Source organism: Arthrobacter sp. 49Tsu3.1M3 (assembly GCF_900168135.1).
GTDB lineage: Bacteria > Actinomycetota > Actinomycetes > Actinomycetales > Micrococcaceae > Arthrobacter.
Map to the genome: position 1 here is coordinate 46990 of NZ_FUZD01000001.1, position 25943 is coordinate 72932.

Sequence of the window (25943 nt, forward strand, 5' to 3'; positions counted from 1 at the left end):
GCCGGGGCGGGTGCTACCCCTTGAGGGTTAGACGATCCATTCACCCTGCGAGAAGGAGTAGCAATGACGTTGTCCCGAGACGAAGACAGCTCGCTGCGGCATTGGAGCAGCCGGCTGATCCAGGCGCTGCAGATTCTTGACCTGGAAGTCGACCACGAAAAGATCGTCCAGGTGGCAGACGAATCGGTCGAGGCCGTCGGGCCGCATGCGGACGCCATCAGTGCGTTCATCGTGGGCTATGCGGCGGGTACCGCGTCAACCAAGGGCCGCAAGGGCACGCAGGAGGCCGTGCACGCCGCGTCGAACAAGGTCATCGAGCTCTGCGAACATGGCGAGTCGGGCGGCCCGGACGAGAAAGGCTGGGCCAAGAGGGCCCAGTAGCCCGCTCCGCGAGCACCCCGGAAGCACGCGGGACCTGGTGCACAGGGATCTCGATGCGCAGGGACCAGGCCATGCGCGGCCCGCAGTCACTGGACATGCTCCGCGGTGCGGCGCAGGGGTGGGCATGTTGGTGTTATGTCCATCCGCCGGGGCCGGGGCGGGGCATGTCCGGTGGTTCGGACTGGCCCGGCCCCGGCTGGCGGGTGCCGCTGGCGGGTGCCTAGGGTGAGGCCACCCGGGCAGGGGCTGTTGCCGCGCCGTCGGGCGTCTGGTCCAGGCTCGGCTCGAGCCGGACGATGACTGCCTTCGAGACTGGCGTGTTGCTGCCTTCGGCCGTGTGGTTCAGCGGCACCAGCACGTTGGCTTCGGGGTAATAGGCAGCAGCGCAACCGCGTGCCGTGGGGTACGACACCACACGGAACTTGCGCACCACGCGTTCCTCACCGTCGTCGTATACGCCGCGGACGTCCACGTACTGCCCGTCCGCAAGGCCGAGTTCGGCGAGGTCGTCAGGGTTCACGAACACCACATGGCGGCCCTTCTTGATGCCACGGTAGCGGTCGTTGTGCGAGTAGATGGTGGTGTTGAACTGGTCGTGGGAGCGCATGCTCTGCAGGATCAGGGTCCCCTCCGGCCGTTCGACAAGTATGAGATCATTGGCTGTCAGCACGGCCTTGCCGGTGGGCGTGGGGAAGGTGCGGGAGTCGCGGGGACCGTGGGCGAGGACAAACCCGCCTTCCTGCCGGATCCGCTGGTTGTAGTCCTTGCAGCCGCCCACCACGCGCGAAATGTGGTCCCGGATGAGGTCGTAGTTCTTCTCATAGCCGTCCCAGTCGGCCCTGATCTTGTCGCCCACCAGGAGTTTGCCCAGCCGGCTCACGATGGCCGGCTCCGAGAGCAGATGGTGGGACACGGGCTCGACACTGCCCCAGGACGGGTGCACGGCGCAGACGGTGTCCTCCACCGACACGAACTGGGGACCGGATTCCTGGATATCGATCTCGGTCCGGCCCATCGTGGGGAGGATCAGGGCCTCGCGGCCCGTCACAGTGTGCGAGCGGTTCAGCTTGGTCGAGATCTGGACCGTCATCTCCGTGTTTTGCATGGCAGCCTCGGCGGCGTTCGTGTCCGAGATGGCACCCACCAGGTTGCCGCCCAGGGCGACGAACACCTTGATCTCGCCCGCGCGCATCTTGTTGATAGTCTCGACGGCGTCCGCGCCGTGTTCGCGGGGCGGCTCGAAGTCGAACTCCTCGCCGAGGGCCTCCATGAAGGACTGCGGCATCTGCTCCCAGATGCCCATGGTCCGGTCGCCCTGCACATTGCTGTGCCCGCGGATGGGGGAGGCGCCCGCGCCTGGCTTGCCGATATTGCCGCGCAGCAGCAGGAGGTTGATGATCTCCTTGATGGTGGCGACACCCTTCTTCTGCTGCGTGATGCCCATGGCCCAGGTGATGATGACTTTCTCGGCCTTGAGGTAGCGGGCGGCCAGCTCATCGATGTCCTCGCTGCGCAGGCCCGTGGCCTCGAGCACTGTGCCTTCATCCAGCCAGGCGAGGTGTTCCTTGAGCTCCTCGAGACCCTCGCAGTGTTCGGCCAGGAAGGCGTGGTCCAGGACTGTCCCGGGGTTCTTGGCTTCGGCGTCGAGCACGCGCTTGGACACGGCCTGCAGCAGCGCCATGTCACCGCCGATCCGGATCTGGAGGAACTGGTCCGCGATCTGGACGCCGTGACCGATAACCCCGTTGACCTGCTGCGGGTTCTTGTACCGGCGCAGGCCTGCCTCGGGTAGGGGGTTGACGGCCACGATCTCGCCGCCGTTGCGCTTGCACGCCTCAAGTTCGGTCATCATCCGGGGGTGGTTGGTGCCGGGGTTCTGGCCCATGATGATGATCAGGTCTGCTTTGGCATAGTCGTCGAAGCTGACCGTCGCCTTGCCGATGCCGATGGTCTGGCCCATGGCCCAGCCGGAGGATTCGTGGCACATATTGGAGCAGTCCGGCAGGTTGTTGGTGCCGTAGCCGCGGACCATGAGCTGGTAGAGGAAGGCGGCCTCGTTCGAGGTCCGGCCGCTCGTATAGAACGCCGCCTGGTCGGGGGAGTCCAGGCCCTTGAGCTTGTCGGCCACGAGCCGGAGCGCCTCGTCCCAGCTGACCGGCCTGTAGTGGTCCTCGCCCGCGGCCTTGTACACCGGTTCGGTCAGGCGGCCCTGCATGCCAAGCCAGTACTCGGTTTGGCTGCGCAGGTCGCTGACGGCATTCTCGGCCCAGAAGGTTTCGGGAACCACCACCGGGGTCGCTTCCCAGGTCACCGCCTTGGCCCCGTTCTCGCAGAACTCGAATGCCTTGCGGTGGTGGGGATCCGGCCACGCGCAGCTCGGGCAGTCGAAGCCGTCCTTCTGGTTCATCGCCATGACGGTCTTGCGGGTCCGGTTCAGTCCCATCTGTTCGATGGCCGGCTTCATGGAGTGGTACACGCCCGGGACGCCGGCGGCCCAGCTTTTCGGCCCGTCCGCGACGACGAGATCCTTTTCGGACGGTTCCTCGATATGAGGGGTCTTGCGAGTCACGTGAACTTTCCCTTCTGCAACCACCACCCGGATGGGGCGGCGTGCTGATCTGCCACTCTGCACCTTACCGTCAGGCCTATCAGCTTGATCGGAGCGCCGCAAGCAATTGCCCGGCACCCGTCCGTGGACTGTGCGAACCCGCGTACCAGCACCACCTTGGGACAAGCTGGGGGTCTGCTGTGCGCCGGCCTCAAGTAGCGGAGGCCAAAAATTCGGGTCTTAGAGAGGTATCCGTTACTCGGCTGTGATCCGTCGGCAGCACGCCCGTGGAGTAGTTCCCGCGTAGGCCGCGGCAGCGCCGTCGAGCACAGGGAGAGTAGCGCAAAGCGTCCGCGCACGTAGCCCCAGAGCGTGGTCCGGGTAGCCAGAGGCCACGGAAATCGCCGGACTGCGGTCCGGGTCCGACGTTGCTGACCGGTCCCAGTTTTCTCCAAGGAATTGCCCAGCACTCTTGCACCATCACTCACTCTAAGAGGCAGGTGTGCAATGAATTTGTTCGCATGCAGGAAGGTCGAAGGCCAAAGACGTGCCTTTAGCCGGCCAACCCGCGCAGTAGCCGCAGGGACAGCGATGACCTTGCTCAGCTTTGTCGGACTCACCACAACGGCGCTTGGCGCCAGCGCCGCGCCGGCTCCCGTCGGCGCAGGTTTCACCGTCACCCCGGCCGACCTGGCCTATATCCTCAAGCAGATCAAGATCGCCGAGACGCACGTCGCGAATACGACGTCGGCCACCGGCCCTTGCGGGGCGCTGGTCGGGCCGGGCCCCAACCAGATCCCGGACGCCCTCACCTCCTACGGCCTGCGTACGGTTGACGGCTCCTGCAACAACCTGATCAAAGGCCGCGAAACGTATGGGGCCGCCGATCAGCTTTTCCCGCGTCACGCGACGCCGTCGTTCAACACCGCCGACGCCGTCCCCGCCGGATTCGGCCCTGCCGGCACGTCCTCCTACGCACAGAAGTCGGGCAACGTGTTCGACTCCCAGCCCCGCCAGATCAGCAATCTGATCGTGGACCAGACCTCCACCAATCCAGCCGCCGTGGCTGCTGCCGGGTTCCCGGTCCGGACCCAGGGCAACCCCGGGCTGTTCCCCTGCACCACTGATCCTGACCCCTTGGCGACTCCGCCGGTCGAGGCTGTGCCGGCCGGCTGCGTCCCCACGGGTGACACGCTGTTCATCCCCAACGTCACCACCGACGTCGGCCTCTCCCCGCCGTACAACTCCCTGTTCACCCTGTTCGGTCAGTTCTTCGACCACGGTGTGGACCAGACGGTCAAGGGCGGCGGAACGGTGTTCGTGCCGCTCAAGGCCGATGACCCGCTGATTACCGTGGGCCCTGATGGCAAGGCCGGTACGGGTGACGAAGTGGCCCCCAACAGCCCGAACGCGTTCATGGTCCTCACCCGGGCCCAGAACCAGCCCGGCAACGACGGCCTCCTCGGTACCGCGGATGACGTCCAGGAAGCCGCCAACACGGACTCGCCCTACGTGGACCAGTCCCAGACCTACACGTCCCACCCCTCGCACCAGGTGTTCCTGCGGGAGTACATCAACAACGCCGCCGGCAGGCCGGTTTCAACCGGCAAGCTCCTGGGCGGTCCTGCCGGCCCCACCGCCGGTGGCATGGCCACGTGGGCGGACGTCAAGTCGCAAGCAGCGATCTTCCTTGGCCTCAAGCTCGAGGACAAGGACGTCACCAACATTCCGATGATCGCAGCTGACCCGTACGGCAAGTTCATCCCCGGCCCCGCCCGGGGACTGCCGCAATACGTCACGCTGACCGGACTCGTTGAGGGCAACACGGCAAATCCTGTCCCGGTGCCGGCAAACGTGCGGTACTTCGACACCCCGTTCCTGACCGACATCGCGCACAACGCCGACCCGTCGCCGCAGGACACGGACCACAACCCTGCCACCCCGCCCGTCGCGCCCACCCCGGACACAGACAACACGGCCTCGGCAGATTTTGCGAACCAGCCCGCCGGGACTTACGACGACGAAATGCTCAACGCGCACTTCTGCGCCGGTGACGGCCGCGTCAACGAAAACATCGGCCTGACCACCATCCACCAGGTGTTCCACTCCGAGCATGACCGGCTCGTCGCGGACATCGAGAACACCCTGACCAACGACACTTCGGCCACGGGCGTCGCCGCGCTGGCGGAGTGGAAGCTGGCCGCCGGTGCCAACGGCTGGAACGGCGAACGCCTGTTCCAGGCGGCACGGTTCGTCACGGAAATGGAATACCAGCACCTGGTCTTCGAGGAGTTCGCCCGGAAGGTCCAGCCTGCGGTCCAGCCGTTCCACGTCTACCACACGGACCTCAACGCGGCCGTGAGGGCTGAGTTCGCCCACGCGGTCTACCGGTTCGGGCACTCGATGCTCACGGAGACGATCGCACGGACCAACGCGGACGGCACCGACAACTCGATCTCCCTGCTGCATGGCTTCCTGAACCCGCCCGAGTACACCAACGGCGGATCGGCGGGGTCCCTGACCTCGGAAGAGGCCGCCGGCAGCATCGTCATGGGCATGAGCGACCAGGTCGGCAACGAACTCGACGAGTTCGTCACGGGCACCCTGCGCAACAACCTGCTGGGTCTTCCCCTGGACCTGGCGACGATCAACATGACGCGTGCACGTTCCGAAGGCGTTCCGCCGCTCAACGAGCTGCGGCGCCAGATCAACGACGCCACGGGCGACGCTCAATTGGCTCCATACACGAGCTGGGCGGACTTCGGGCAGAACCTCAAGCACCCGGAATCCTTGATCAACTTTGTCGCCGCGTACGGCACCTACCCGACCATCACCAGCGAAACCACGCTGGCGGGCAAGCGGGCAGCGGCCAAGGCGATCGTTGATCCGGGCACCCTGGCGACCCCTCCCACGGCTGACATGACGGACTTCATGAACAGTGCCGGTCCGTGGGCGACGCAGGAGACCGGCCTGAACAAGGTCGACCTCTGGGTTGGCGGCCTGGCGGAGAAGACCAACCTCTTCGGCGGGCTCCTGGGCAGCACGTTCAACTACGTGTTCGAGAACCAGCTGACCGACCTGCAGAACGGTGACCGCCTGTACTACCTGGCGCGCACGCCGGGCATGAACCTGCGGTCGCAGCTGGAGAGCAACTCCTTCGCCGAGATGATCATGCGCAACACCAACGCGCACTCGCTTAAGGCGGATGCTTTCGGAACCGCGGACTGCAAGTTCCAGCTGGGCAACCTGGCCGGCACACCGGCGGGCTACACGGCGTCGGGGGCCACGGTCGCCGACGACCCGACCAGCGAGTGCAAGGAGAACCTGCTGCTCCTGCGCAAGCCCGACGGCACCATCCAGTACATGGAGAAGAACACGGTCGATCCGAGCGGCATCAACGGCCAGTCGGTGTACAACGGCACCGCCAACGCTGACCGGGTCACCGGTGGCAACGACAACGACACGTTCCTCGGCAACGAAGGCAACGACGTCATTGAAGGCAACGGCGGCGACGACATCGCACTCGGCGGCACGGGCAACGACCGGATCACCGATCTCTCGGGGGCCGACGTCCTCAAGGGCGGTCCGGGCAACGACTACCTCAACTCCGGTATCGGCGACGACATCAACATGGGCGGCGACGGCCAGGACTTCACCAACGGCGGCGCCAACGACAACGAAACCTTTGCCGGTGAAGGAAACGACTTCGTGCAGTCCGGTGACGGTGCCGATGCCACGTTCGGTGACGGCGGCGACGACTGGATCCAAGGCGGATCCGGCCAGGACCTGCTGATCGGCGACCACGGCGCACCGTTCTTCGATGACCCGGCCCAGACGAAGCCCGGAAACGACATCTTCGTCGGGCAGGTTGGAGAGAACGACTACGACGCCGAGGGTGGCGACGACATCATGACGAGCAACGCCGCGGTCGACCGCTACGCCGGTGCCGCGGGCTTCGACTGGGCCTCGCACCAGTACGACACCGTGGCCGCCGACGATGACATGAAGATCAACAACAACCTCGTTGGCGTTCCGCTGCCCGTCGTGGTCAACCGCGACCGGTGGCAGGAAGTGGAGGCCAACTCGGGCTCCAAGTTCGACGACGTGATCCGAGGTGACGACGCAGTGCCCAGCACCGTAGGTGGTGCAGGCTTTAGCGGCTGCGACGTCCTCGACCAGACGGGCATCAACCGGATCGCCGGCCTGGGGGCCATCCTCCCGGCGCCGACAACCCCGCTTGCCCCCGTGGCAGCACTCTCACCGATGGGCGTCTGCCCGCTGAGTGGTCCCGTCTGGGGTGATGGCAACATCATCATCGGCGGTCTTGGCAGTGACAAGCTCGAAGGCCGCGGCGGCAACGACGTCCTCGATGGTGACCGGTACATGAAGATCCGCATCAGCGTGCGGGACGACGCAGGTGCGGAGATCGGCACGACCGATCTTATGGAGCGCCAGTACCAGACAGGTAACCCGATGACCCTGGCGGCCGCCGTAGCGGCCGGCGTCGTCAACCCGGGCAACCTGGTGGCCGTCCGTGAAATCGTGACCCCCACCGCCCTCGAAACCGCGGGCAACCGGGACGTTGCGATCTTCACCGGGCCGCGGGCCAACTACACCGTCACCACCACCGGCGGGAACGGCACAGTAGGCTCGGCAGGCTCGACCACCACGGTGGTGGACAACGTCGGCGCCGATGGCACGGACACGATCCGCAACATCGAGTTCCTGCAGTTCTCCGACACCGTACTGCCAGGCGCTCCGGTCATCGGCACGGCAACCGCCGGCCCCGGGCAGGCAACGGTTCGCTGGACGGCCCCGACGGTCGGCCCTGCCGACGCCTTCGCCGTGAAGGTGCTCGACGTGACGACCGACCCGGCCGGCGTCCAGGTCGGTGCCCTGCGCGCCGCCCCGGCTGGCGCCACCAGCCTGGTGGTGACTGGCCTGACCAACGGATCGCAGTACCGGTTCCAGGTGCTGGCCAGCAACGCCCTCGGTGACAGCCCGTTCTCGGCATTGTCCAACACGGTGAGCCCGACGACGGCCACCGTACCGGGAGCGCCGACCATCGGAACGGTCACGGCAGGGAATGCTTCGGCGACCGTGAGGTGGACCGCACCGGCGAACACCGGCGGTTCGGCCATCGCCGGCTACTCGGTGCGGGCCTTCGCCGGAACTGCCCTGATCAGGACGCAGGCAGTCACCGGAAACGTCGGACAAGTCGTCGTGACGGGTCTGACCAACGGGACGGCGTACACGTTCGACGTCGCGGCCGTCAACGCGGTGGGTACGGGCGGCTTCTCGGCCCGCACCGCAGCGGTGACGCCACGGACTGAATTCGTGGCTCCCACCCTGACGGCACGGGTCCCTGCACCGGGGGCATTCTCGGTCAGCCAGGGCGCCAACGTGACGGCAACGTTCAGTGAAGCGGTAACGGGGGTGACGGGGGCCAACTTCCAACTGCGGCAGGGGACCACGGCGATCGCCGCCGTCGTCTCCTACAATTCGCTGACCCGCGTCGCGACGCTCAACCCGGTGGCAACGCTGCCGGCAGACCGCCTCTACACCGTGACCGTCTCCGGCGTCCGTGACCTTGCGGGCAACACGATGGCGACGAGCACGTGGACGTTCACCACGGGCCCGAACCCGACCATCACCGCCACGACTCCCCCAACGGGAGCCACTGGCGTGCTGCGCAACACCAATGTGACAGCCACGTTCAGTGAGGCCATTACCGGCTTCGCGGTTGCCGGCAAGGTCCGGATTGAGCGGGTCTCCACCGGGGCCGTGGTCACCTCGGCGGTCACGTTCAACACCACCGCCAGGGTGTTGACGATCAACCCCGGAACCAGCCTCGTCGCGAACACCCAGTATCGGGTCACCATCACCGGTGGCACGACAGGCGTCCGCGACCTGGCCGGCAACCCGCTGACAAGCCGTGTCTGGACATTCACCACGGGCGCAGCACTCTAACAGCAGTCTGAGTACGCCGGCTGGCGGGGCCGCTACGGTCCGCCAGCCGGCTTCCTCACTTGTTGGAAAGCCACTTTCCGACACGGTATACAGCTCTATTGCCCACTTGGAGGGGCCATGACTACACGACGAGAGATCTTTAAACTGGGTGCCGTCAGCGCCCTCGGCCTTGCAGGACTCAGTGGCGGCGATGACGACGTCCCCGCTACTGGGCCGAGCACACCGGTCGTCATCGCCAGCCAACTTTCACCCCAGAACATGCCTGTTCCGTACGCGGGCGTCTTCCGCCGCCCGCCCGAACTTGTCCCCTTTCAGACGGGTTTCGACGGCGGCGACCCCGCCCGTCCCTTCGCCCGCTATGCCCTCACCCAGAAGCTCGGCCAGGCCCGGTTCGTGCCCGGTCTGGACACCACCGTCGCCGGCTACAACGGCATCTTTCCCGGTCCCACCATCCGGGCCACCCAGGGCACCCGGATCGAGGTACGGATACGCAACGCGCTGCCCGCGCTGGGACTGCTCCAGCCCGGGGCCTTCAATACTGTCACCCACCTGCACGGCTCGGCCTCGCTGCCGCAGTACGACGGCTACGCCAACGACTTCACGGTCCCGGGCAACGTCAAGAACTACCGTTACCCGAACTTCCAGACGGCACGGACCCTGTGGTACCACGACCACAAGCACCACATCACCGCCCAGAACGTATATTCGGGGCTCGCGGGTTTCTATCCGCTGTCCGACAAGTACGACCGGGCGCAGCTGCCGCAGGGGGAATTCGACGTGCCGCTCATGATCTCGGACGCGATGTTCAACGCCGACGGATCCCTCGCCTACAACGACAACGACCAGAAGGGCCTCTGGGGCGACATCATCATGGTCAACGGCGTGCCGTGGCCCACCATGAAGGTCAAGCCGCGGATTTACCGGTTCCGTGTGCTCGACGCCTCGATTTCGCGGTCGTACCGGCCCACGCTGTCCACCGGGGATCCCATCTATGTGGTGGGCACCGACGCGGGCATGGTTCCCAGCGTGCAGGCCGTGAAGTCCTGGCGGCAAGGGACGGCCGAGCGCTATGAGGTCCTGATCGACTTCCGCAAATACCGGACCGGCCAGCTGATCGAGCTGCGGAACCTCAGCAACAAGAACAACATCGACTTCGCGAACACCAACAAGATCATGCGCTTCCAGGTCGTAGCTGACTCCGGCTCGGGGGCCGGTTCCATTGCGAGCATCCCGACCACGCTGGACGACGGCGGTTCCGTCAACGCGGCCCGGGGCGGCATCCCCACCATGAGCCTGACGCCGGCGATGGCCAAGGCGAAGCGCGAGCTGAAATTCTTCCGCGCAAACGGGCAGTGGACTGTCAACGGCGTCACATGGGCCGATGTGGAGAAATCCGGGTTCACCAAGCTGTTCGGCAACCCCCAGCCCTTCGACGTCGAGCAATGGACCATCATCAACGCGTCCGGGGGCTGGTTCCATCCGGTCCACATCCACCTCATTGACGCCAAGATCATCGCCCGGAACACGAACGGCGGCCAGCCGTTTGCCTGGGAAAAGGGACCCAAGGACGTCTTCTACGCGGGCGAGAACGAGTCCATCACGGCCCTCATGCAGTTCGACACAGGTACCGGCGGGGGCGGGCGCTACATGATCCACTGCCACAACCTGGTCCATGAGGACCACGACATGATGGTTCAGTTCTCGGTGGGCGACCTTCGCGTCAACGACCCCATCACCTCCGATCCGCCGGTGCTTGACACCACCGGCCCGGACGAGTTCCCGCCGGTGTACCGGCCCGGACTGCCCGCGGGGACCTGAGATGGGCCGCGTTGCGGCAGGGGGCGTGGCCGCCCTGCTGGTGCTGGCCCTGAGCGCCTGCACGGGCGGACCGCCGGCCCCGGCCCAACCGTCGCCGACGGCGGCGCCGAGCGCCGCGCCCGTCTCGCTCGAGACGGGGACCGACGTCGGCAACGGCCGTCCCGCCGTAAGCCACGACGGGCTGATGGTGCGGCGCCGCGCCGTGATCGCCGTCCACCCCGCCCCGGACGCCGACCTCGGCGCGCTGCGCGTCCGGCTCGAGCAGGCCGCCACCGGCGGCGGCATCGTCCTGTCCGGCATCTCCCCGGATGTGCTCGAACCAGGGATCCTTGAGCATCTCTCACCGGACCTCATCCTGGCGCTTCCGCCCGGAAGCACCAGCGACGATGCGCAGAAGCTGGCCGACCTGGCCTTCGGCCCGGAGGGGAGCAACCCCGGCGTGGAGCATGTCCACGTCGCCTCTGTCCTGGTGCACGATCTCCGGTTCAGCGTTGCCGCCGCCGATCCGGCGGCCCTGGCCCGTGCCGTCGCCGAGGAAGGGATTCTCTCGGATGCGCTCGGGAACTACGGCACGTCGGTGGATGGCGGAGCCCTGACGGTCACGTACACGGGACCGCTGCTCAGCGACTCGCTGGTGGAATCCGTACGGAACGGCATCGCCCGCGGCGCAGGCGTGGAGCCGGCTGCCGTTGCGCTGGCTCCCCGCTCGGCCACCGGGGAGGGAGTGGACATGTCCCTTGAACCGGAACCGGAGCCTGAACCGTCCGCGGAGGACGGCGGGACGCACTCACATGATGAAGGTGGCGATGATCCGGGCAGCGGCACAACAGCGACGACCCCGGGCCCGGAGCAGTCCGGACACTGACCGCACCAGTGGCCGGCCGGAACATGCTACCGGCCGGCCACGAGGGTGTCCCGGATCTCGCGGCGCAGGACCTTGCCGATCAGCGAACGCGGCAGCTCATCCAGCACGGCAACGCGGCGCGGCACCTTGTAGGCGGCCAGATTCTCCCGGGCAAACGCCAGCAGCGCCTCCGGGTCCGCGCTGGAGCCCGCGGACGGGACGACGGCGGCAACCACGTCTTCGCCGCCGCCAGGGCGGGGCAGTCCCACCACGCACACGTCGCGGACACCGGGGTACCCGGAGAGGACATCCTCAACTTCCGTGGGGGAGACGTTGAAGCCTCCCGTGATGATCAGTTCCTTGATCCGGTCCCGGACGGTCACGAAATCATCCTTATCTACCGAGACGATGTCACCGGTCCGGAACCAGCCGCCCTCCAGCAGCGCCTCCTCCGTCTCCTTCGGCCGGTTCCAGTAGCCGGCAAAGACCTGCGGGCCGCGGACCAGGAGCTCGCCTTCCTCTCCCGGGGCACGGTCCAGGAGGACGTTCCGCGGGTCCACCACACGAATGTCCGTCAGGGGAAACGGGACCCCCACGGTTCCCGGTTTCCGGCTGGGGCCGAAGGGGTTGCCCAGGGCGATGGGCGAGGTTTCCGTCAGCCCGTAGCCCTCGATCAGGTAGCCCCCGGTCGCCTTCTCCCACGTGTCCACCGTCGCCGTCGGCAGGTTCATCGCCCCCGAGATGGAAAAACGGATGCTGTCCAGTGCGATACCGCGCTCGGCGGCTGCGGCGGCGATGCGGTCGTAGATCGGCGGCACCGCCGGCAGGAACGTGGCAGGCGACTTCTTGTGCGCCTTCAGCAGAAGGTCGACGTCGAACTTAGGGAACAGCACCAGCCTCGCGCCGATGCTCAGGGCAAACGTCATGCACAGCGTCAGGCCGTAGGCGTGGAACATCGGCAGCACCGCGTACACGGTTTCCCGGCCGTCCTTGAGCCCGGGCACCCAGGCGCGGCCCTGGGCGGCATTGGCCTGCAGATTGGCATGGGTCAGCATGGCGCCTTTGGGCCGGCCCGTGGTGCCGCTCGTGTATTGGATGACAGCCAGGTCAGTGGCGGCCGGGCGCGGATGCCTCTTCTTCAGGTCGCCTGCGCCAAGAAGGTCTTTCCACGCCAGCACGGTCCGGCGCGCCGGCTGCGCCACGGGCCGGGACGTGTGCCTGCCGGTGGTCAAGGCGGCGCGGGCGGCGCGGGCCGCCGGCACGGGGAGCCGCAGCGCGACCCGTTGCAGCAGCGGCATCGCCGGAATCAGCTCAACGGAGACGATGCTCTGCAGCCCGACGTCGGCCGGCAGTTGGCGGACCTTGTCCACGGCCTTGTCCCAGACAATGGCGACGGTGGCGCCGTGGTCCTCGAACTGGTGGCGCAGCTCGCGGTCCGTATATAAGGGGTTGTGTTCAACGACCACGGCGCCCAGGCGCAGTGCCGCGTGGAACGCGATGATGTGTTGCGGGCAGTTCGGCAGGACCAGCGCCACCCGGTCCCCGGCCCCGACGCCGAGCTTCCTCAGGCCCGCGGCCGCCTTGTTGATGGCGACGCCGAGGTCCCGGTAGCTGGTACGCGCTCCGAAGAATTCCAGTGCGGTCTTCTTCCCGTAGCGCCGGACGGACGAGTCCAGCAGGTCGACGAGGGACCCTTCCGGGAGCTTGAGGCTGGCGGGAACCCCGGGGCTGTAGTGGCGGGTCCAGGGGCGGTCTGGACGCTTGGGCCCTGCGGATTTGGTGCTCATGGTGTGTCCTTGCCACTGGGCTGCGCTGTGCTGGGCGGTGCCGGGCTCCCGGCCTCGGGCCCGGCCGGGCCCGTCCGAAAATCCTACCGGGGACGGCACCGCGCGGACGCGTGCCGCGGAGGCCCCGGGGCGGCCGGCGCCGGCCCGGAGGTGTCTTTTGGCCCTTGGCACCCGGCAGGGCCGGGCGGAAGCTGGGGCGTACACCGCGAGCCGCGGGTCCGCGCACTTCTCTGGGGTCGTTCAGGACGCAGATTCGCGCTGGTCACAGGTTTGCGCAGGTCACAGGTTCGCGCGCGCAATTAACGCGCGATTTACGCAAGAAGAAGGTCCACGGGGGCGCCATGAAGCACCAGCAACCGAGCGACATCGAGGATCCGCGATGAACCCCGAGCCCGTCACCAGGACCACCGTGTTGAAAGAGGTCCACGATCTTGCCCGGCCGCTGAAAACCGATCGGGACCTCAACGACCTCGTGCGGCGCGCGGCCGACTGCCGTTTTGTAGCCATCGGCGAGGCCTCCCACGGCACCCACGAGTTCTATACCTGGCGCGACACCCTCAGCAGGCGGCTCATCGCGGAGGAAGGCTACAACTGGATTGGGGTGGAAGGGGACTGGCCGGACTGCTCGCGCATCAACCGCTGGGTCCGCGGCCAGGACGGGAAGGACCAGGGCGTCCACGCGCTGCTGGCCGGCTTCGAACGCTGGCCAACCTGGATGTGGGCCAACGAGGAAGTCGCGGCGTTCCTGGACTGGCTGCGCAGCTGGAACCTGGCCAGGCCGGTGAACAAACGTGTCGGCTTCTACGGACTGGATGTCTACTCGCTCTGGGATTCGCTGCGCGAAATCATGGGCTGGCTGCAGGCGAACGTTCCCGACGCCGTCCCCGCGGCGGAGCGCGCCTGGCAGTGCTTCCTGCCCCACCACGAGGACCCGCATCAGTATGCCTGGAGCACGCGGCTGGTGCCGCAGTCCTGCGAGCCCGACGTCGTTGCCCTCCTGACCGAGGTCAGGAACCGGGCCTTCAGCCCCGGCCGGCATGGGGAGGACGCCTTCGACGCCGTCCAGAACGCTGAAGTCGCGGCCAACGCCGAGCACTACTACCGCAGCATGGTCCGCGGCGACCGGCAGTCCTGGAACGTCCGCGACCACCATATGGCCGACACCATCGACCGGGTCAGCAGGCACCTCGGGCCGGCGTCGAAGGGACTGATCTGGGAACACAACACACACATCGGCGATGCCCGGGCCACCGACATGGCGCAGGACGGCCTGGTCAACGTCGGGCAGCTGCTGCGCGAACGCCACGCGGGCGAAGGCGTGTTGCTGGTCGGCTTCGCAGCCCACCGCGGCTCCGTGCTCGCCTCCGACGGGTGGGGCCGGCCCGAACGCATCCTGACGGTGCCGGAAGCGCGCCCGGGCAGCCACGAAGACTTCCTGCATCAGGCCCTGGGGGTGCCCTCAGTGCTGGTGTTCGGCGACGACCGGACCGGGCCATGGCTTTCCGCACGGCTCGGGCACCGGGCGATCGGCGTCGTCTACCACCCGGAACGGGACGCCGGAAACTACGTTCCGACCCGGATGGGGGAGCGCTACGACGCCCTCATCTGGCTGGAACACACCGCAGCGCTGCGTCCGGTACACCATGAAGGCCCGCCCCGTGAACCGGAGTTCGAGACCGAGCCCACCGGATTCTAGGCCGGTGTGCCTTCCAGGAAAGCAGGAATCAGCATGAGCAAAGCAATCATCGTCGGCATCAACGGGTCCGCAGGCAGCAACGCCGCCCTGGCCTGGGCCCTTGACCGGGCCGCCCGGGAAAAGCTCCCGGTCACGGTCGTCCACGCGGTGGACGACCGCTGGATGTCACCGGATTTTCAGTACCACGAGATCATCCGGGAATCGGGGATGGAACTGCTTCGGGACGCTGAGACGGCCGCCCGCGAACAGGCCCCGGACGTCACTGTGGACATCCAGCTCCGTCATGGCAGCGGCGGCTCGGTGCTCCGGGAAGTCTCCAAGCAGGCCGCCATGATCGTGGTTGGCGGCCATGACAAGCACTGGATGGGCGGCGGCCCGATGACGGACCGGGCCCTGCAGGTTGTCTCGGCCTCGGAATGCCCGGTAGCCGTCGTGCCGGCGAAACCGGCCACCGCGGAAAAGGGCGTCGTGGTCGGCGTGGACGGCTCCGAGGAGTCGCTGCAGGCCGTCGCCTTCGCCGCCGCGGAAGCTGACCGGGGTGGAGACGAGCTCACCGTGGTCCTCGCGTTCAAGAGCCCTGCCCGGTGGGTCGAGAAGCAGCTGCCGACCAGTGGTCTCGCCGAGAGCATCGTCGAAGAGGACCGGATTGTTCTCGCCGAGTCGGTCGCCGGGCTCGGCGACAAGTACCCCGACCTGGTGGTCCATCAGCGCCTTGAGACGAACACCGAACCGGCGAAGGCTCTCGTGGATATCGCCGCCGACGCCAGGGAGTTGGTGATCGGAAGTCGCGGTCGTGGCGGGTTCTCCCGGACGGTGCTCGGCTCCACGGCGCACGCTGTGCTCCTGAATGTGCCGTGCCCCACCATCGTCACGAAGGTGCATAAGGTCAAGCACGGGGACTGACCGCCCGAACAGCAACCCGTTGCCGGCAAGGTCCCGGAACGGGCCGGAGAGCCCCCTTGTGGAGGGGGCTTTTCGGCGCCGCCAACGGATGGGAGGATGATGCCGTGGACCCCTTCTTCAATTTCATCACTCACTTTTGGTGGCTCGTCTTTCCCCTGAGCGGACTGGCCGGCGGGTGGGCGCGGTCCTGGTCCAAAGCCGCCGAACGCCGGCACCGCCGCCGCGTGGAGCTATACACGCTCAAGAACCAGGCGGCGCAGGCGGAACAGGCCAGCCAGGCCGATGTGCTGGCCCTCATGAAGGCGCACGACACCGTCAACAAGCGCTGGCTGGACTACGAACTCGACGTGGGGAAGCTGATCGACTACCCGGTCATGACCGATGTCCGGGAGCCGCTCACCGTGGCCTTCCTGCGGGCCAAACGCGAGGCCGACGGGCTGCGCCCCGCCGCCCCTGCGGAAGTCAGGACCGCCGCGCGGCTTGCGGAGTACCGGGCGGCCGTGACCAGCTTTGAGCTCGCGTTCGACGTCGCCGAACGCGAAGCCAAACGGATCAGGGACAGCAAGTTCACTGGCCCGGAACGCCAGCGGCTGGAGACAGCCCGGAAACTTCTGCGGATCGCATCGGACGCGGCCGCGACTCCCGCCGAGCGGCAGACGGCCTACCGCCGCGCCCGCCGGGAACTCGACGGGCTCATCGTGCTGCCCGAGGCGACGCTCGCGGCACTGGAGGACAGGATCGCTTCGATGCTCGGCGCAGGCCCGGCGCCGGACGTCCGCAGGGCCGTCTGAGCTGGGCCGCAGCCGGCGGAGCCGGGCGGTGCCCGCTGTGACCGGTATCGCACCGCCTCCGTGAAGGCCCGTGCCGCACGTGAGGACTGAATTTAGGGACTTCTGGCATGTTTTGCCCAGCCGTGTTTCCCACGTACCATCGATAAGGTTTCAAATCGCGTTAGCGCCGCCGAATTCGTCTGATCAAGCATCGAATGGACGTGGTGGCCATGCAGCAACGGGGATGTGGAACTGCCGACCGTGAATACTTCAGATTGGGCAACAGGTGGAAATCACCGTAATGGTGGCGCTAGTGATATCGCTGGCGCTGTTCTTCGACTTCACCAACGGATTTCATGACACCGCGAACGCCATGGCTACCCCCATCGCGACCGGCGCCATCAAACCGAAAACAGCAGTTGCCCTCGCGGCGGTGCTGAACCTCGTGGGAGCGTTCCTCTCCACGGAAGTCGCCAAGACCGTCTCGGGCGGCATCATCAAGGAAGGCTCGGACGGGGTCCAGATCACCCCGGACATCATCTTCGCCGGGCTGATGGGCGCCATCCTCTGGAACATGATCACCTGGCTCAAGGGCCTGCCGTCCAGTTCCTCCCACGCGCTCTTCGGCGGCCTGATCGGGGCCGCGATCGCAGGTATCGGCATCCACGCGATCAACTTCGAGTCAATCCTCCAAAAGATCATTCTTCCCGCGGTGTTCGCCCCGATCATCGCGGGCGGCGTAGCCTACTTGTGCACGCGGCTGGCGTACGCCCTGACCGCACGCCATGACCCCGAAACCGGGGACAAGCTCACGCAGAAGCGCGGCGGATTCCGGACCGGTCAAGTCTTCACGTCCAGCCTCGTGGCGTTGGCCCACGGCACCAACGACGCCCAGAAGACGATGGGCATCATCACCCTGGTCCTGATCTCCGCCGGCCTCCAGCCTGCCGGCTCCGGTCCGGAGTGGTGGGTTATCACCGCCTGCGCCTTCGCCATCGCGATCGGCACGTATTCCGGCGGGTGGCGGATCATCCGCACCATGGGCTCGGGACTCACCGAAGTGAAGCCCGCCCAAGGCTTTGCCGCCGAGACCAGCACCGCCACAGCCATTCTGGCGTCCTCGCACCTGGGCTTTGCCCTGTCCACCACGCAGGTGGCCTCCGGCTCGGTCGTGGGCTCCGGCATGGGACGCCGCGGCACTACGGTGCGGTGGGGAACCGCCGGCCGGATTGCGATCGGCTGGCTGTTCACACTGCCGGCCGCTGGAATCATGGGCGCGCTGACGGCTCTGCTCGTACAGACCGGGGTCGTGGGCGTGATCATCGCGGCGACTGCCGGCACCGCCGCCGTGGCCTATATGTTTGTGCGCTCACGGAAGTCGCCTGTGGGCAGCAACAACGCCGTCGAGATCGAGGAAGTCGGCCAGGCCGTGCAGTTCCGCAAGAAAAAGTCCGCCACCAAGTCGATCAAGAACGGCGGTGCCCAGCGATGAAATGGCTGGAACTGTTCAGCGTGGCGAGTGCCACGCTTGTGTCCGCTGTAACCGTGGTAGTTCTCTACTCCCTCGGCGTCCGGCTCACGGCCATCGCAGGGGACACCCGGACCGCCCCGGCGGCCTGGACTCGACCGCTCGCTTACACGTGCTTCGCTTTGTGCGGCGCCGCCATTCTCTTCGGGCTCTACCTGATCATTCCTTACTTCCACAAGTAAGCCGCTGCCCGCATCCGGTCCGGCTGCCGCGTGGGGTTCGGCTGTCCGAGCGTTCGGGGGATGGGACACCGGCCACCGCAGTGGCTAGGCTGGGGCCATGGTGAGCTTCCAGTACTTCGTGGCGTCCTCACTCGACGGGTTCATCGCCACAGCCGATGACAATCTGGCGTGGCTGCTGCAGTTCGACGGCTTTGAGGGCGGACAGGACAGCTATGAGGCGTTCATGGCAGACGTCGGCTGCATCGTCATGGGCGGCGAGACTTACGCGTGGCTTCGGGAGCATGAACCGGACACCTGGCCGTATCCGGGCACACCCTCCTGGGTCTTCACCCGCCACGAGCACGCCGCTCCGAAGGGTGCGGATGTGACGTTCGTGCGCGGGGACGTAGGTGAGTTCGTGGACGACCTCAAAGAAGCGGCCGGCGGCCGGAACGTCTGGGTTGTGGGTGGAGGCGTGCTCGCGGCGCAGTTCGCTGACGCCGGGCTGCTGGACGAAATGATTGTCTCGGTCATTCCGGTGGTCCTGGGCGGCGGCAAGCCGTTGCTGCCCATGGCGGGCCCGACGCCGCCGCTCGAGTTGACGTCCTCCCGCACCTTGGGCCGGGGCATCGTGGAGCTGCGCTACCGCTTCCCGGCCCGGCCCTAGCCGGATCCGGCGCCGCCGGGCCGGCCGCCTGGCGCTATATCGCGGATCTAGCGGGCGTTATCACGGATCAGGTTTGTGATCCGCGCGGTGGAGAGCCGCTGGCCGCGCTCGTCGGTCATCACGATTTCGTGGGTGGCCAGCGTCCGGCCGAGGTGGATGGCCGTGCAGGTGCCGGTGACGATGCCCTCGGAGATTGCCCGGTGGTGCGTCGCCCCGACCTCGATCCCGAGCGCCTGCCGTTCGGGTCCGGCGTGCAGGCCCGCGGCGAACGAACCCAGGGTTTCGGCCAGGACCACGTGGGCCCCGCCGTGCAAAATGCCGGCCACCTGGGTATTCCCCTCCACCGGCATGGTGGCCACAGTGAGCTCCGGGCTCATCTCGAGGAAGCGGATCCCCATCTTCACCACGAGTGCTCCGACGCCGTACTGGCCCAGCCAATCGTGCATCTCCTCGGGAACCCCGGCCGCCGTGAGCTCGGCCGCGTAGGGGCCGGGCGTGAAATTGTCCATCATGGGAACTAGGCTGGCACCTGTGAGTGAAACTACCAAACCGGCCCTTGCCTCCAAAAGTGCTGCTTCCAAAAGTGCTGCCTCCCAAAATGCTGTCCCTCTTTCCGCTGCGCCCCTTTCCGCAGACCAACTCCTGGCAACTGAGCCGGACTCTGTGGGTGCGGGCAGGGCCGCCGGAAAATCCAGCCGGGCCGGGGCGTCGGTTTCCGCGACCGAGGCCCCCGTGATTCCGATCACCGACCAGCCGCGGCTGCTCGTTCTCGATGGGCACTCCATGGCGTTCCGGGCGTTCTTCGCCCTGCCCGCGGACAAGTTCTCCACCGCCACGGGCCAGCACACGAACGCCGTCCACGGCTTCACATCCATGCTGATCAATCTGATCAAGGAGCAAAAGCCCACCCACGTGGCGGTCGCCTTCGACGTCTCCGATGACACGACGCACCGCAAGGCCGAGTACAGCGAGTACAAGGGCGGACGCAACGAGACCCCGCGGGAGATGAGCGGCCAGATCGACCTCATCGACAAGGTGATGGGCGCCTGGGGCATCAAGACCATCAAAATGCCCGGGTGGGAAGCTGACGACGTCCTGGCCACTCTCGCCGCAATGGGGGAAAAGGCCGGTTACGAAGTGCTGCTGGTCTCCGGCGACCGCGACGCCTTCCAGCTCATCACCGACAACGTTTTCGTCCTGTACCCCAGGAAGGGTGTCAGCGATATTCCCCGCATGGACGCGGACGCCATCCAGGAGAAGTACTTCGTCAGCCCGGCCCAGTACTCGGACCTCGCCGCCCTGGTGGGGGAATCGGCGGACAACCTCCCCGGCGTTCCCGGCGTCGGCCCCAAGACGGCAGCGAAATGGATCAACCTTTACGGCGGTCTGGAGGGGGTCCTGGAGAACCTCGACGCGATCGGCGGGAAGGTGGGCGACTCCCTGCGCGAATACGTTGACGACGTCAAGCGCAACCGGCGCCTCAACAGGCTGCACACCGACCTGGACCTTCCCGTGACGCTGGACGAGCTCGCGGACCCGCGGCCGGACCAGGCCGCCCTCGAGGAGCTGTTCGACGCCCTGGAATTCAAGACCATCCGGACCCGGCTCTTTGCCCTCTACGGCAGTGAAGTTGCCGAAGCCGAGCGGGAAAGCCTCGAAACGCCCGACTTCGTGGTCCCGTCGGACGCGGCCGAGCTCGACGCGTTCCTCGCGGCCGGTGCCGGCAGGCGCTCCGCCGTGGCGGTCGATGTTGTTCCCGGCCGGATCGGCGAGGACGACGCCGCGGTGGCGATCGTCCGCGACGGGGCCGCCGTCTATATCGACCTGGCCAGCCAGGACGCCGCCGCCGAGAACGTCCTGGCCGCGTGGTTGCGTGACGCCCAGGCGCCGAAGGTGATGCACGGGTTCAAGGCTGCCCTGAAGGCGCTGAGCGCCCGCGGATTGGAACTGGAGGGCGTGGTGGATGACACCTCCATCTCCGGCTACCTCATCCAGCCCGACCGCCGCAGCTATGAACTCGCCGAGCTGGCGCAGCACCACCTGAACATCTCGGTGTCCACCGAGGCGGCCAAGGCAGGCCAGCTCGAGCTGGCGTTCGACGGCGACGACGCCGCCACCGCCGGCGCCCTGGTCCACGTGGCCGCCGTTGTTCAGGCCCTGAGCCGCTTCTTCGAATCAGAGCTGAAGGAACGCAAGGCCCAGGATCTGCTCACCACGCTGGAACTGCCCGTCAGCCGTGTGCTCGCCGACATGGAACTCGCGGGAATCGCCATCGACATGGCCCGCATGGACGAGCAGCTGTCGGATCTCGCCAAGGTGATCGACAACGCCCAGGAGCTGGCGTTCGCCGCGATCGGCCACGAGGTCAACCTTGGTTCGCCGAAGCAGCTCCAGACCGTCTTGTTCGACGAACTCCAGTTGCCGAAGACCAAGAAAATCAAGTCCGGCTACACCACCGACGCCGCGTCACTGAAAAACCTGCTGGAAAAAACCGGGCACGAATTCCTGGTCCAGCTCATGGCGCACCGGGAGTCGTCGAAGCTGCGCCAGATGCTGGAGTCGCTGAAGAAGTCCGTCGCGGAAGACGGCCGGATCCACACCACGTACGCGCAGAACGTCGCAGCCACGGGCAGGATCTCCTCCAACAATCCCAACCTGCAGAACATCCCCATCCGCAGCGAGGAAGGCCGGCGCGTCCGCGGCATCTTTGTGGTCAGCGACGGCTACGAGTGCCTGCTCTCCGCCGACTACTCGCAGATCGAAATGCGCATCATGGCGCACCTCTCGGGCGACGCCGGCCTGATCCAGGCCTACAAGGACGGCGAGGACCTCCACCGGTTCGTGGGCTCGAACATCTTCCATGTGCCCACCGACCAGGTGACCAGCGCCATGCGGTCCAAGGTCAAGGCGATGTCCTATGGCCTCGCGTACGGGCTGACCTCGTTCGGGCTGTCCAAGCAGCTGGAGATCTCCGTTGATGAGGCACGGACCCTCATGAAGGACTACTTCGACCGGTTCGGCGCCGTCCGCGACTACCTCCGCGGCGTGGTGGACCAGGCCCGGATCGACGGCTATACCGCCACCATCGAGGGGCGCCGGCGCTACCTCCCGGACCTGACCAGCACCGACCGCCAGCTGCGTGAGAATGCGGAGCGCATCGCGCTGAATTCGCCCATCCAGGGATCGGCCGCTGACATCATCAAGCGCGCCATGCTGGGCGTGCACGCGGAACTGGCGGCACGGGGCCTGAAATCGCGCATGCTCCTGCAGGTCCATGATGAACTTGTCCTCGAAGTCGCCGAGGGTGAGCGCGAGGCCGTGGAGAAGCTGGTGACCGAGCAAATGGGCTCTGCCGCGGACCTCAGCGTTCCGCTGGACGTGCAGATCGGCATCGGCTCCAGCTGGTACGAGGCGGGGCACTAACGGTTTGACGGTTCCGGCGCCGCCGGCACCGCAGGATTGGCAGGATTCTCAGGGGGAGAAACACTTGGCAGAAAAGTACGAGCTCAGGCGGTTCCGCGCGGTTGCGAAGGACTCGACGGACTACGCGCTGGGCACGGCGTGGCTGCGCGGGGTCGGGATCGGCTTCTACGAAGAGACTCGCAAAGACGATTTCGTGGACAAGATCATGGCCATGTATCTCGTGGACAACCGTGAAATGACCGGCGTTTACCAGGCCGACGGCGTCGCGGCCCACTCGCTGGCGGCCGACGTTCCGGTGGCGACCTTCGCCACCCTGCGCAAGGAGCTGAACATCGGCTACGGCCGTCAGCTCGAAGCCCAGCTGGTCACGGCCGTCACCGTGCGCGGGACCCACCGCCGGCAGGGACTGCTGCGGCGGATGATGACCGAGGACCTTGCTGCGGCGAAGGCGGACGGCGTCGCACTGGCGGCGCTGACCGCCTCGGAGGCCTCGATCTACGGGCGGTTCGGTTATGGAGTGGCCACCTTCGAGCGCAGCATCAAGGTCGACACCGGGCCGCGCTTCCGGCTGCGCCATGCGCCCGCCGGCACCGTGGAGATTGCGGACCGCAAGGTCCTGCTGGAACTGGCCCCGGAGGTTTTTGGCCGGGTCCACACTTCCATGCCCGGATCAATCTCGCGGCAGGAAGCGTACCGGCTTCGGTCTTCGGGCATGCTCGGCCGGGACGGCAGCGAGGACGAGGCAATCCGCTGCGCCCTGCACTACGACGCCGCCGGAACCGTGGACGGCTACGTGTCCTATAAGTTCGCCGGGTGGGACGCCAAGCCGTACACCATGGAGGTTGTGGACCTCGTGGCCGCGAATGACGCCGCTTACCTGGAACTCTGGCAGTTCCTGGGCAGCATCGACCTCGTGGACCGGATCAGCTGGCAGGATGCACCGGTGGACGACCCCCTGACCTGGGCGCTTGAGGACCCGCGTTGCGTCGAGGCCTCGGACCACCGCGACATGCTGTGGCTGCGCGTCCTGGACCCGGTCCGGGTGCTGGGGGCCCGGCGCTACTCGGCCGACGGGACGGTCGTTCTCGCGATCCGGGACGGTCTCGGCTTCGCGGCCGGCACCTTCGCGCTCACGGTCAGCGGGGGAGAGGCCACCGTGAGCCCTGCTCCGGAGGCTGAGCCGGACCTGTCCCTTGATGTCGCGGACCTCGGCTCCATCTATCTGGGCGCCGTCTGTCCTGTGACCCTGAGAGCCGCCGGCCGGATCACCGAGCACACCGCCGGGGCAGCGCTGACAGCGCGGCTCATGTTCGCCGTCGAACGTTCACCGCACTGCCTCACGCACTTCTAGGCCTCCGGCCCGATTTCGGCGCCGAAGGCGACACGGAAGGCCCCGTGCGCTTTGACCGGCGTTCGCGTAAACGACTAGACTAAACAGGCGCGTACTACGTGCGCGCATCTACAATCCACAAAATCAGGATGACCCGGCGGAACGCTTGCTGTGACGCCGTGCTCTTGGCCTGCATTCCATAATGCCGGCAAAGCGGTTTGCCTGACCGACTCACTATCCACAACGGAGCCCCTACTACATGACCATCACCTCCACCGAGAAGCCCGGTACACCCGTAGTCGCCATTAACGACATCGGTACCGCTGAGGACTTCCTCGCAGCTGTCGACGCCACCATCAAGTACTTCAACGACGGAGACCTCGTCGAAGGTACCGTCGTCAAGGTCGACCGCGACGAAGTCCTGCTCGACATCGGTTACAAGACCGAAGGTGTCATTCCCTCCCGCGAGCTTTCCATCAAGCACGACGTTGACCCCGGAGACGTCGTCTCCGTTGGCGATCAGGTCGAAGCCCTGGTGCTCACCAAGGAAGACAAAGAAGGCCGCCTGATCCTCTCCAAGAAGCGCGCTCAGTACGAGCGTGCCTGGGGCGACATCGAGAAGGTCAAGGAAGAAGACGGTGTTGTCACCGGTACCGTCATCGAGGTTGTCAAGGGTGGTCTTATCCTCGACATCGGTCTGCGCGGCTTCCTGCCCGCATCCCTCGTCGAGATGCGCCGTGTGCGCGACCTCGCTCCGTACATCGGTCAGCAGATCGAAGCCAAGATCATCGAGCTGGACAAGAATCGCAACAACGTTGTGCTGTCCCGCCGTGCATGGCTCGAGCAGACCCAGTCCGAGGTCCGCTCCACGTTCCTCAACAAGCTGGAAAAGGGCCAGGTCCGTCCCGGCGTCGTTTCCTCCATCGTCAACTTCGGTGCCTTCGTGGACCTGGGCGGCGTAGACGGCCTGGTTCACGTTTCCGAGCTGTCCTGGAAGCACATCGACCACCCGTCCGAGGTTGTCGAAGTTGGCCAGGAAGTCACCGTCGAGGTTCTCGAGGTCGACCTGGACCGCGAGCGTGTCTCCCTGTCGCTCAAGGCTACGCAGGAAGATCCGTGGCAGACCTTCGCCCGCACCCACGCCCTCGGCCAGGTTGTTCCGGGTAAGGTCACCAAGCTGGTTCCGTTCGGCGCGTTCGTTCGCGTTGAAGACGGCATCGAAGGCCTGGTCCACATCTCCGAGCTCGCCGTGCGCCACGTTGAGCTGGCCGAGCAGGTTGTCTCCGTAGGGGATGAGCTGTTCGTCAAGGTCATCGACATCGACCTCGAGCGCCGCCGCATCTCGCTCTCCCTCAAGCAGGCCAACGAGGGCGTCGACGCCGACAGCACCGAATTCGATCCGGCTCTCTACGGCATGGCCGCAGAGTACGACGAAGAGGGCAACTACAAGTACCCGGAGGGCTTCGACCCGGAGTCCAACGAGTGGCTTGAAGGCTACGAGAACCAGCGCGCAGCCTGGGAGCAGCAGTACGCTGACGCCCAGACCCGCTGGGAAGCACACAAGAAGCAGGTTGCCCAGCACGCTGCCGACGACGCTGCAGCTGCAACGTCCGGCGAGAGCGATTCCGGCACCACCAGCTACTCCTCCGAGCCGGCTGCAGCCGAGACCGGTGCAGGCACGCTTGCTTCGGACGAGGCTCTTGCCGCTCTGCGCGAGAAGCTGACCGGCAACTAATTGCCCGTGTTCCTCAAGGAGTCCGCTCCCTGAGGCCAGGCAGTTTGTAGCTTGAAGGTGGCCGTCCCCTCGGGGGCGGCCACCTTTCTTTGTGCCCCGGGGGACATGCCCATTTTTGGATCCCTCTCCCGGAGGACATGCCCGTTTTTCGAGCTGGCCCGTGGACATTTGGGGATTGTGCCCAGCCCTGGCCCTGGGCGTGGGACATGTCCAGTGCTGGCAGGCACGCGCCATGGCCTGGCGCTGAACATGCCCTGCGGGCGCCCGGACTACCGGACATGCCCATTTTTGAAGCCCTTCCTACAGGGACATGCCCATTTTTCGAGCCGGCCCGTGGACATTTGTGGATTGTGCCCAGCCCTGGCCCTGGGCGTGGGACATG

Annotated in this window: 16 protein-coding genes; 13 read left to right on the forward strand and 3 right to left on the reverse strand. The window is 66.5% G+C overall.

Features of this window, described 5'->3' with window-relative positions; genetic code table 11:
• Positions 1–63 precede the first annotated feature (63 nt).
• Entirely contained in the window at positions 64–381 is a 318-nt protein-coding gene (locus tag B5X90_RS00245; protein WP_079549535.1) for a DUF6457 domain-containing protein, read from the forward strand.
• Positions 382–601: 220 nt separating this feature from the next.
• Here B5X90_RS00245 and B5X90_RS00250 read toward each other — a convergent pair whose 3' ends face one another.
• Entirely contained in the window at positions 602–2950 is a 2349-nt protein-coding gene (locus B5X90_RS00250; protein ID WP_079549536.1) for an FdhF/YdeP family oxidoreductase, read from the reverse strand.
• A gap of 570 nt (positions 2951–3520) precedes the next feature.
• On the opposite strand from B5X90_RS00250, the gene B5X90_RS00255 reads away from it, so the two are divergent.
• The 3 genes from B5X90_RS00255 (at position 3521) to B5X90_RS00265 (ending at position 11582) form a co-directional block, all read left to right on the forward strand.
• Positions 3521–8899 (forward strand): peroxidase family protein, encoded by a 5379-nt coding sequence (locus tag B5X90_RS00255; protein WP_079549537.1) that lies wholly within the window; start codon positions 3521–3523, stop codon positions 8897–8899.
• A 117-nt stretch (positions 8900–9016) separates the two neighbouring features.
• Positions 9017–10717 carry a multicopper oxidase family protein gene (locus B5X90_RS00260; RefSeq protein WP_256859980.1) on the forward strand — a complete coding sequence of 567 codons (1701 nt, stop codon included), beginning with the start codon at positions 9017–9019 and terminating at the stop codon, positions 10715–10717.
• Position 10718: 1 nt separating this feature from the next.
• Positions 10719–11582: a hypothetical protein gene (locus B5X90_RS00265; RefSeq protein WP_079549539.1), complete on the forward strand. Its 864-nt coding sequence runs from the start codon at positions 10719–10721 to the stop codon at positions 11580–11582.
• 26 nt (positions 11583–11608) lie between these two features.
• Here B5X90_RS00265 and B5X90_RS00270 read toward each other — a convergent pair whose 3' ends face one another.
• Positions 11609–13348: a long-chain-fatty-acid--CoA ligase gene (locus B5X90_RS00270; protein ID WP_079549540.1), complete on the reverse strand. Its 1740-nt coding sequence runs from the start codon at positions 13346–13348 to the stop codon at positions 11609–11611.
• A 379-nt stretch (positions 13349–13727) separates the two neighbouring features.
• Here B5X90_RS00270 and B5X90_RS00275 point away from each other — a divergent pair, with 379 nt between their 5' ends.
• The 6 genes from B5X90_RS00275 (at position 13728) to B5X90_RS00300 (ending at position 19073) form a co-directional block, all read left to right on the forward strand.
• A complete protein-coding gene (locus B5X90_RS00275; RefSeq protein ID WP_079549541.1) occupies positions 13728–15044 on the forward strand; it encodes an erythromycin esterase family protein in 1317 nt (438 codons plus the stop codon).
• A 33-nt stretch (positions 15045–15077) separates the two neighbouring features.
• Entirely contained in the window at positions 15078–15947 is an 870-nt protein-coding gene (locus B5X90_RS00280; RefSeq protein ID WP_079549542.1) for a universal stress protein, read from the forward strand.
• Between the two features lie 104 nt (positions 15948–16051).
• Positions 16052–16738 (forward strand): hypothetical protein, encoded by a 687-nt coding sequence (locus B5X90_RS00285; RefSeq protein ID WP_079549967.1) that lies wholly within the window; start codon positions 16052–16054, stop codon positions 16736–16738.
• A gap of 265 nt (positions 16739–17003) precedes the next feature.
• Entirely contained in the window at positions 17004–18209 is a 1206-nt protein-coding gene (locus B5X90_RS00290) for an inorganic phosphate transporter (protein ID WP_079549543.1), read from the forward strand.
• Positions 18206–18427, forward strand: coding sequence for a hypothetical protein (locus tag B5X90_RS00295; protein ID WP_079549544.1), 222 nt, complete (start codon positions 18206–18208; stop codon positions 18425–18427). The genes B5X90_RS00290 and B5X90_RS00295 overlap by 4 nt, the downstream gene beginning before the upstream one ends.
• Before the next feature lie 97 nt (positions 18428–18524).
• Positions 18525–19073 carry a dihydrofolate reductase family protein gene (locus B5X90_RS00300; protein ID WP_079549545.1) on the forward strand — a complete coding sequence of 183 codons (549 nt, stop codon included), beginning with the start codon at positions 18525–18527 and terminating at the stop codon, positions 19071–19073.
• Between the two features lie 47 nt (positions 19074–19120).
• Here B5X90_RS00300 and B5X90_RS00305 read toward each other — a convergent pair whose 3' ends face one another.
• Positions 19121–19585 (reverse strand): hotdog fold thioesterase, encoded by a 465-nt coding sequence (locus B5X90_RS00305; protein WP_079549546.1) that lies wholly within the window; start codon positions 19583–19585, stop codon positions 19121–19123.
• Between the two features lie 220 nt (positions 19586–19805).
• Between B5X90_RS00305 and polA the strand changes: the two genes are divergently transcribed.
• The 3 genes from polA (at position 19806) to rpsA (ending at position 25561) form a co-directional block, all read left to right on the forward strand.
• On the forward strand, positions 19806–22496 hold the full coding sequence (gene polA, locus B5X90_RS00310) for a DNA polymerase I (protein WP_256859981.1): 2691 nt from the start codon (positions 19806–19808) through the stop codon (positions 22494–22496).
• A 64-nt stretch (positions 22497–22560) separates the two neighbouring features.
• On the forward strand, positions 22561–23847 hold the full coding sequence (locus B5X90_RS00315) for a GNAT family N-acetyltransferase (protein ID WP_079549548.1): 1287 nt from the start codon (positions 22561–22563) through the stop codon (positions 23845–23847).
• A 238-nt stretch (positions 23848–24085) separates the two neighbouring features.
• The gene (gene rpsA, locus B5X90_RS00320; RefSeq protein ID WP_018773018.1) at positions 24086–25561 is read left to right on the forward strand and encodes a 30S ribosomal protein S1; all 1476 of its coding nucleotides are present in this window, start codon (positions 24086–24088) and stop codon (positions 25559–25561) included.
• The last annotated feature ends 382 nt before the right edge of the window (positions 25562–25943 follow it).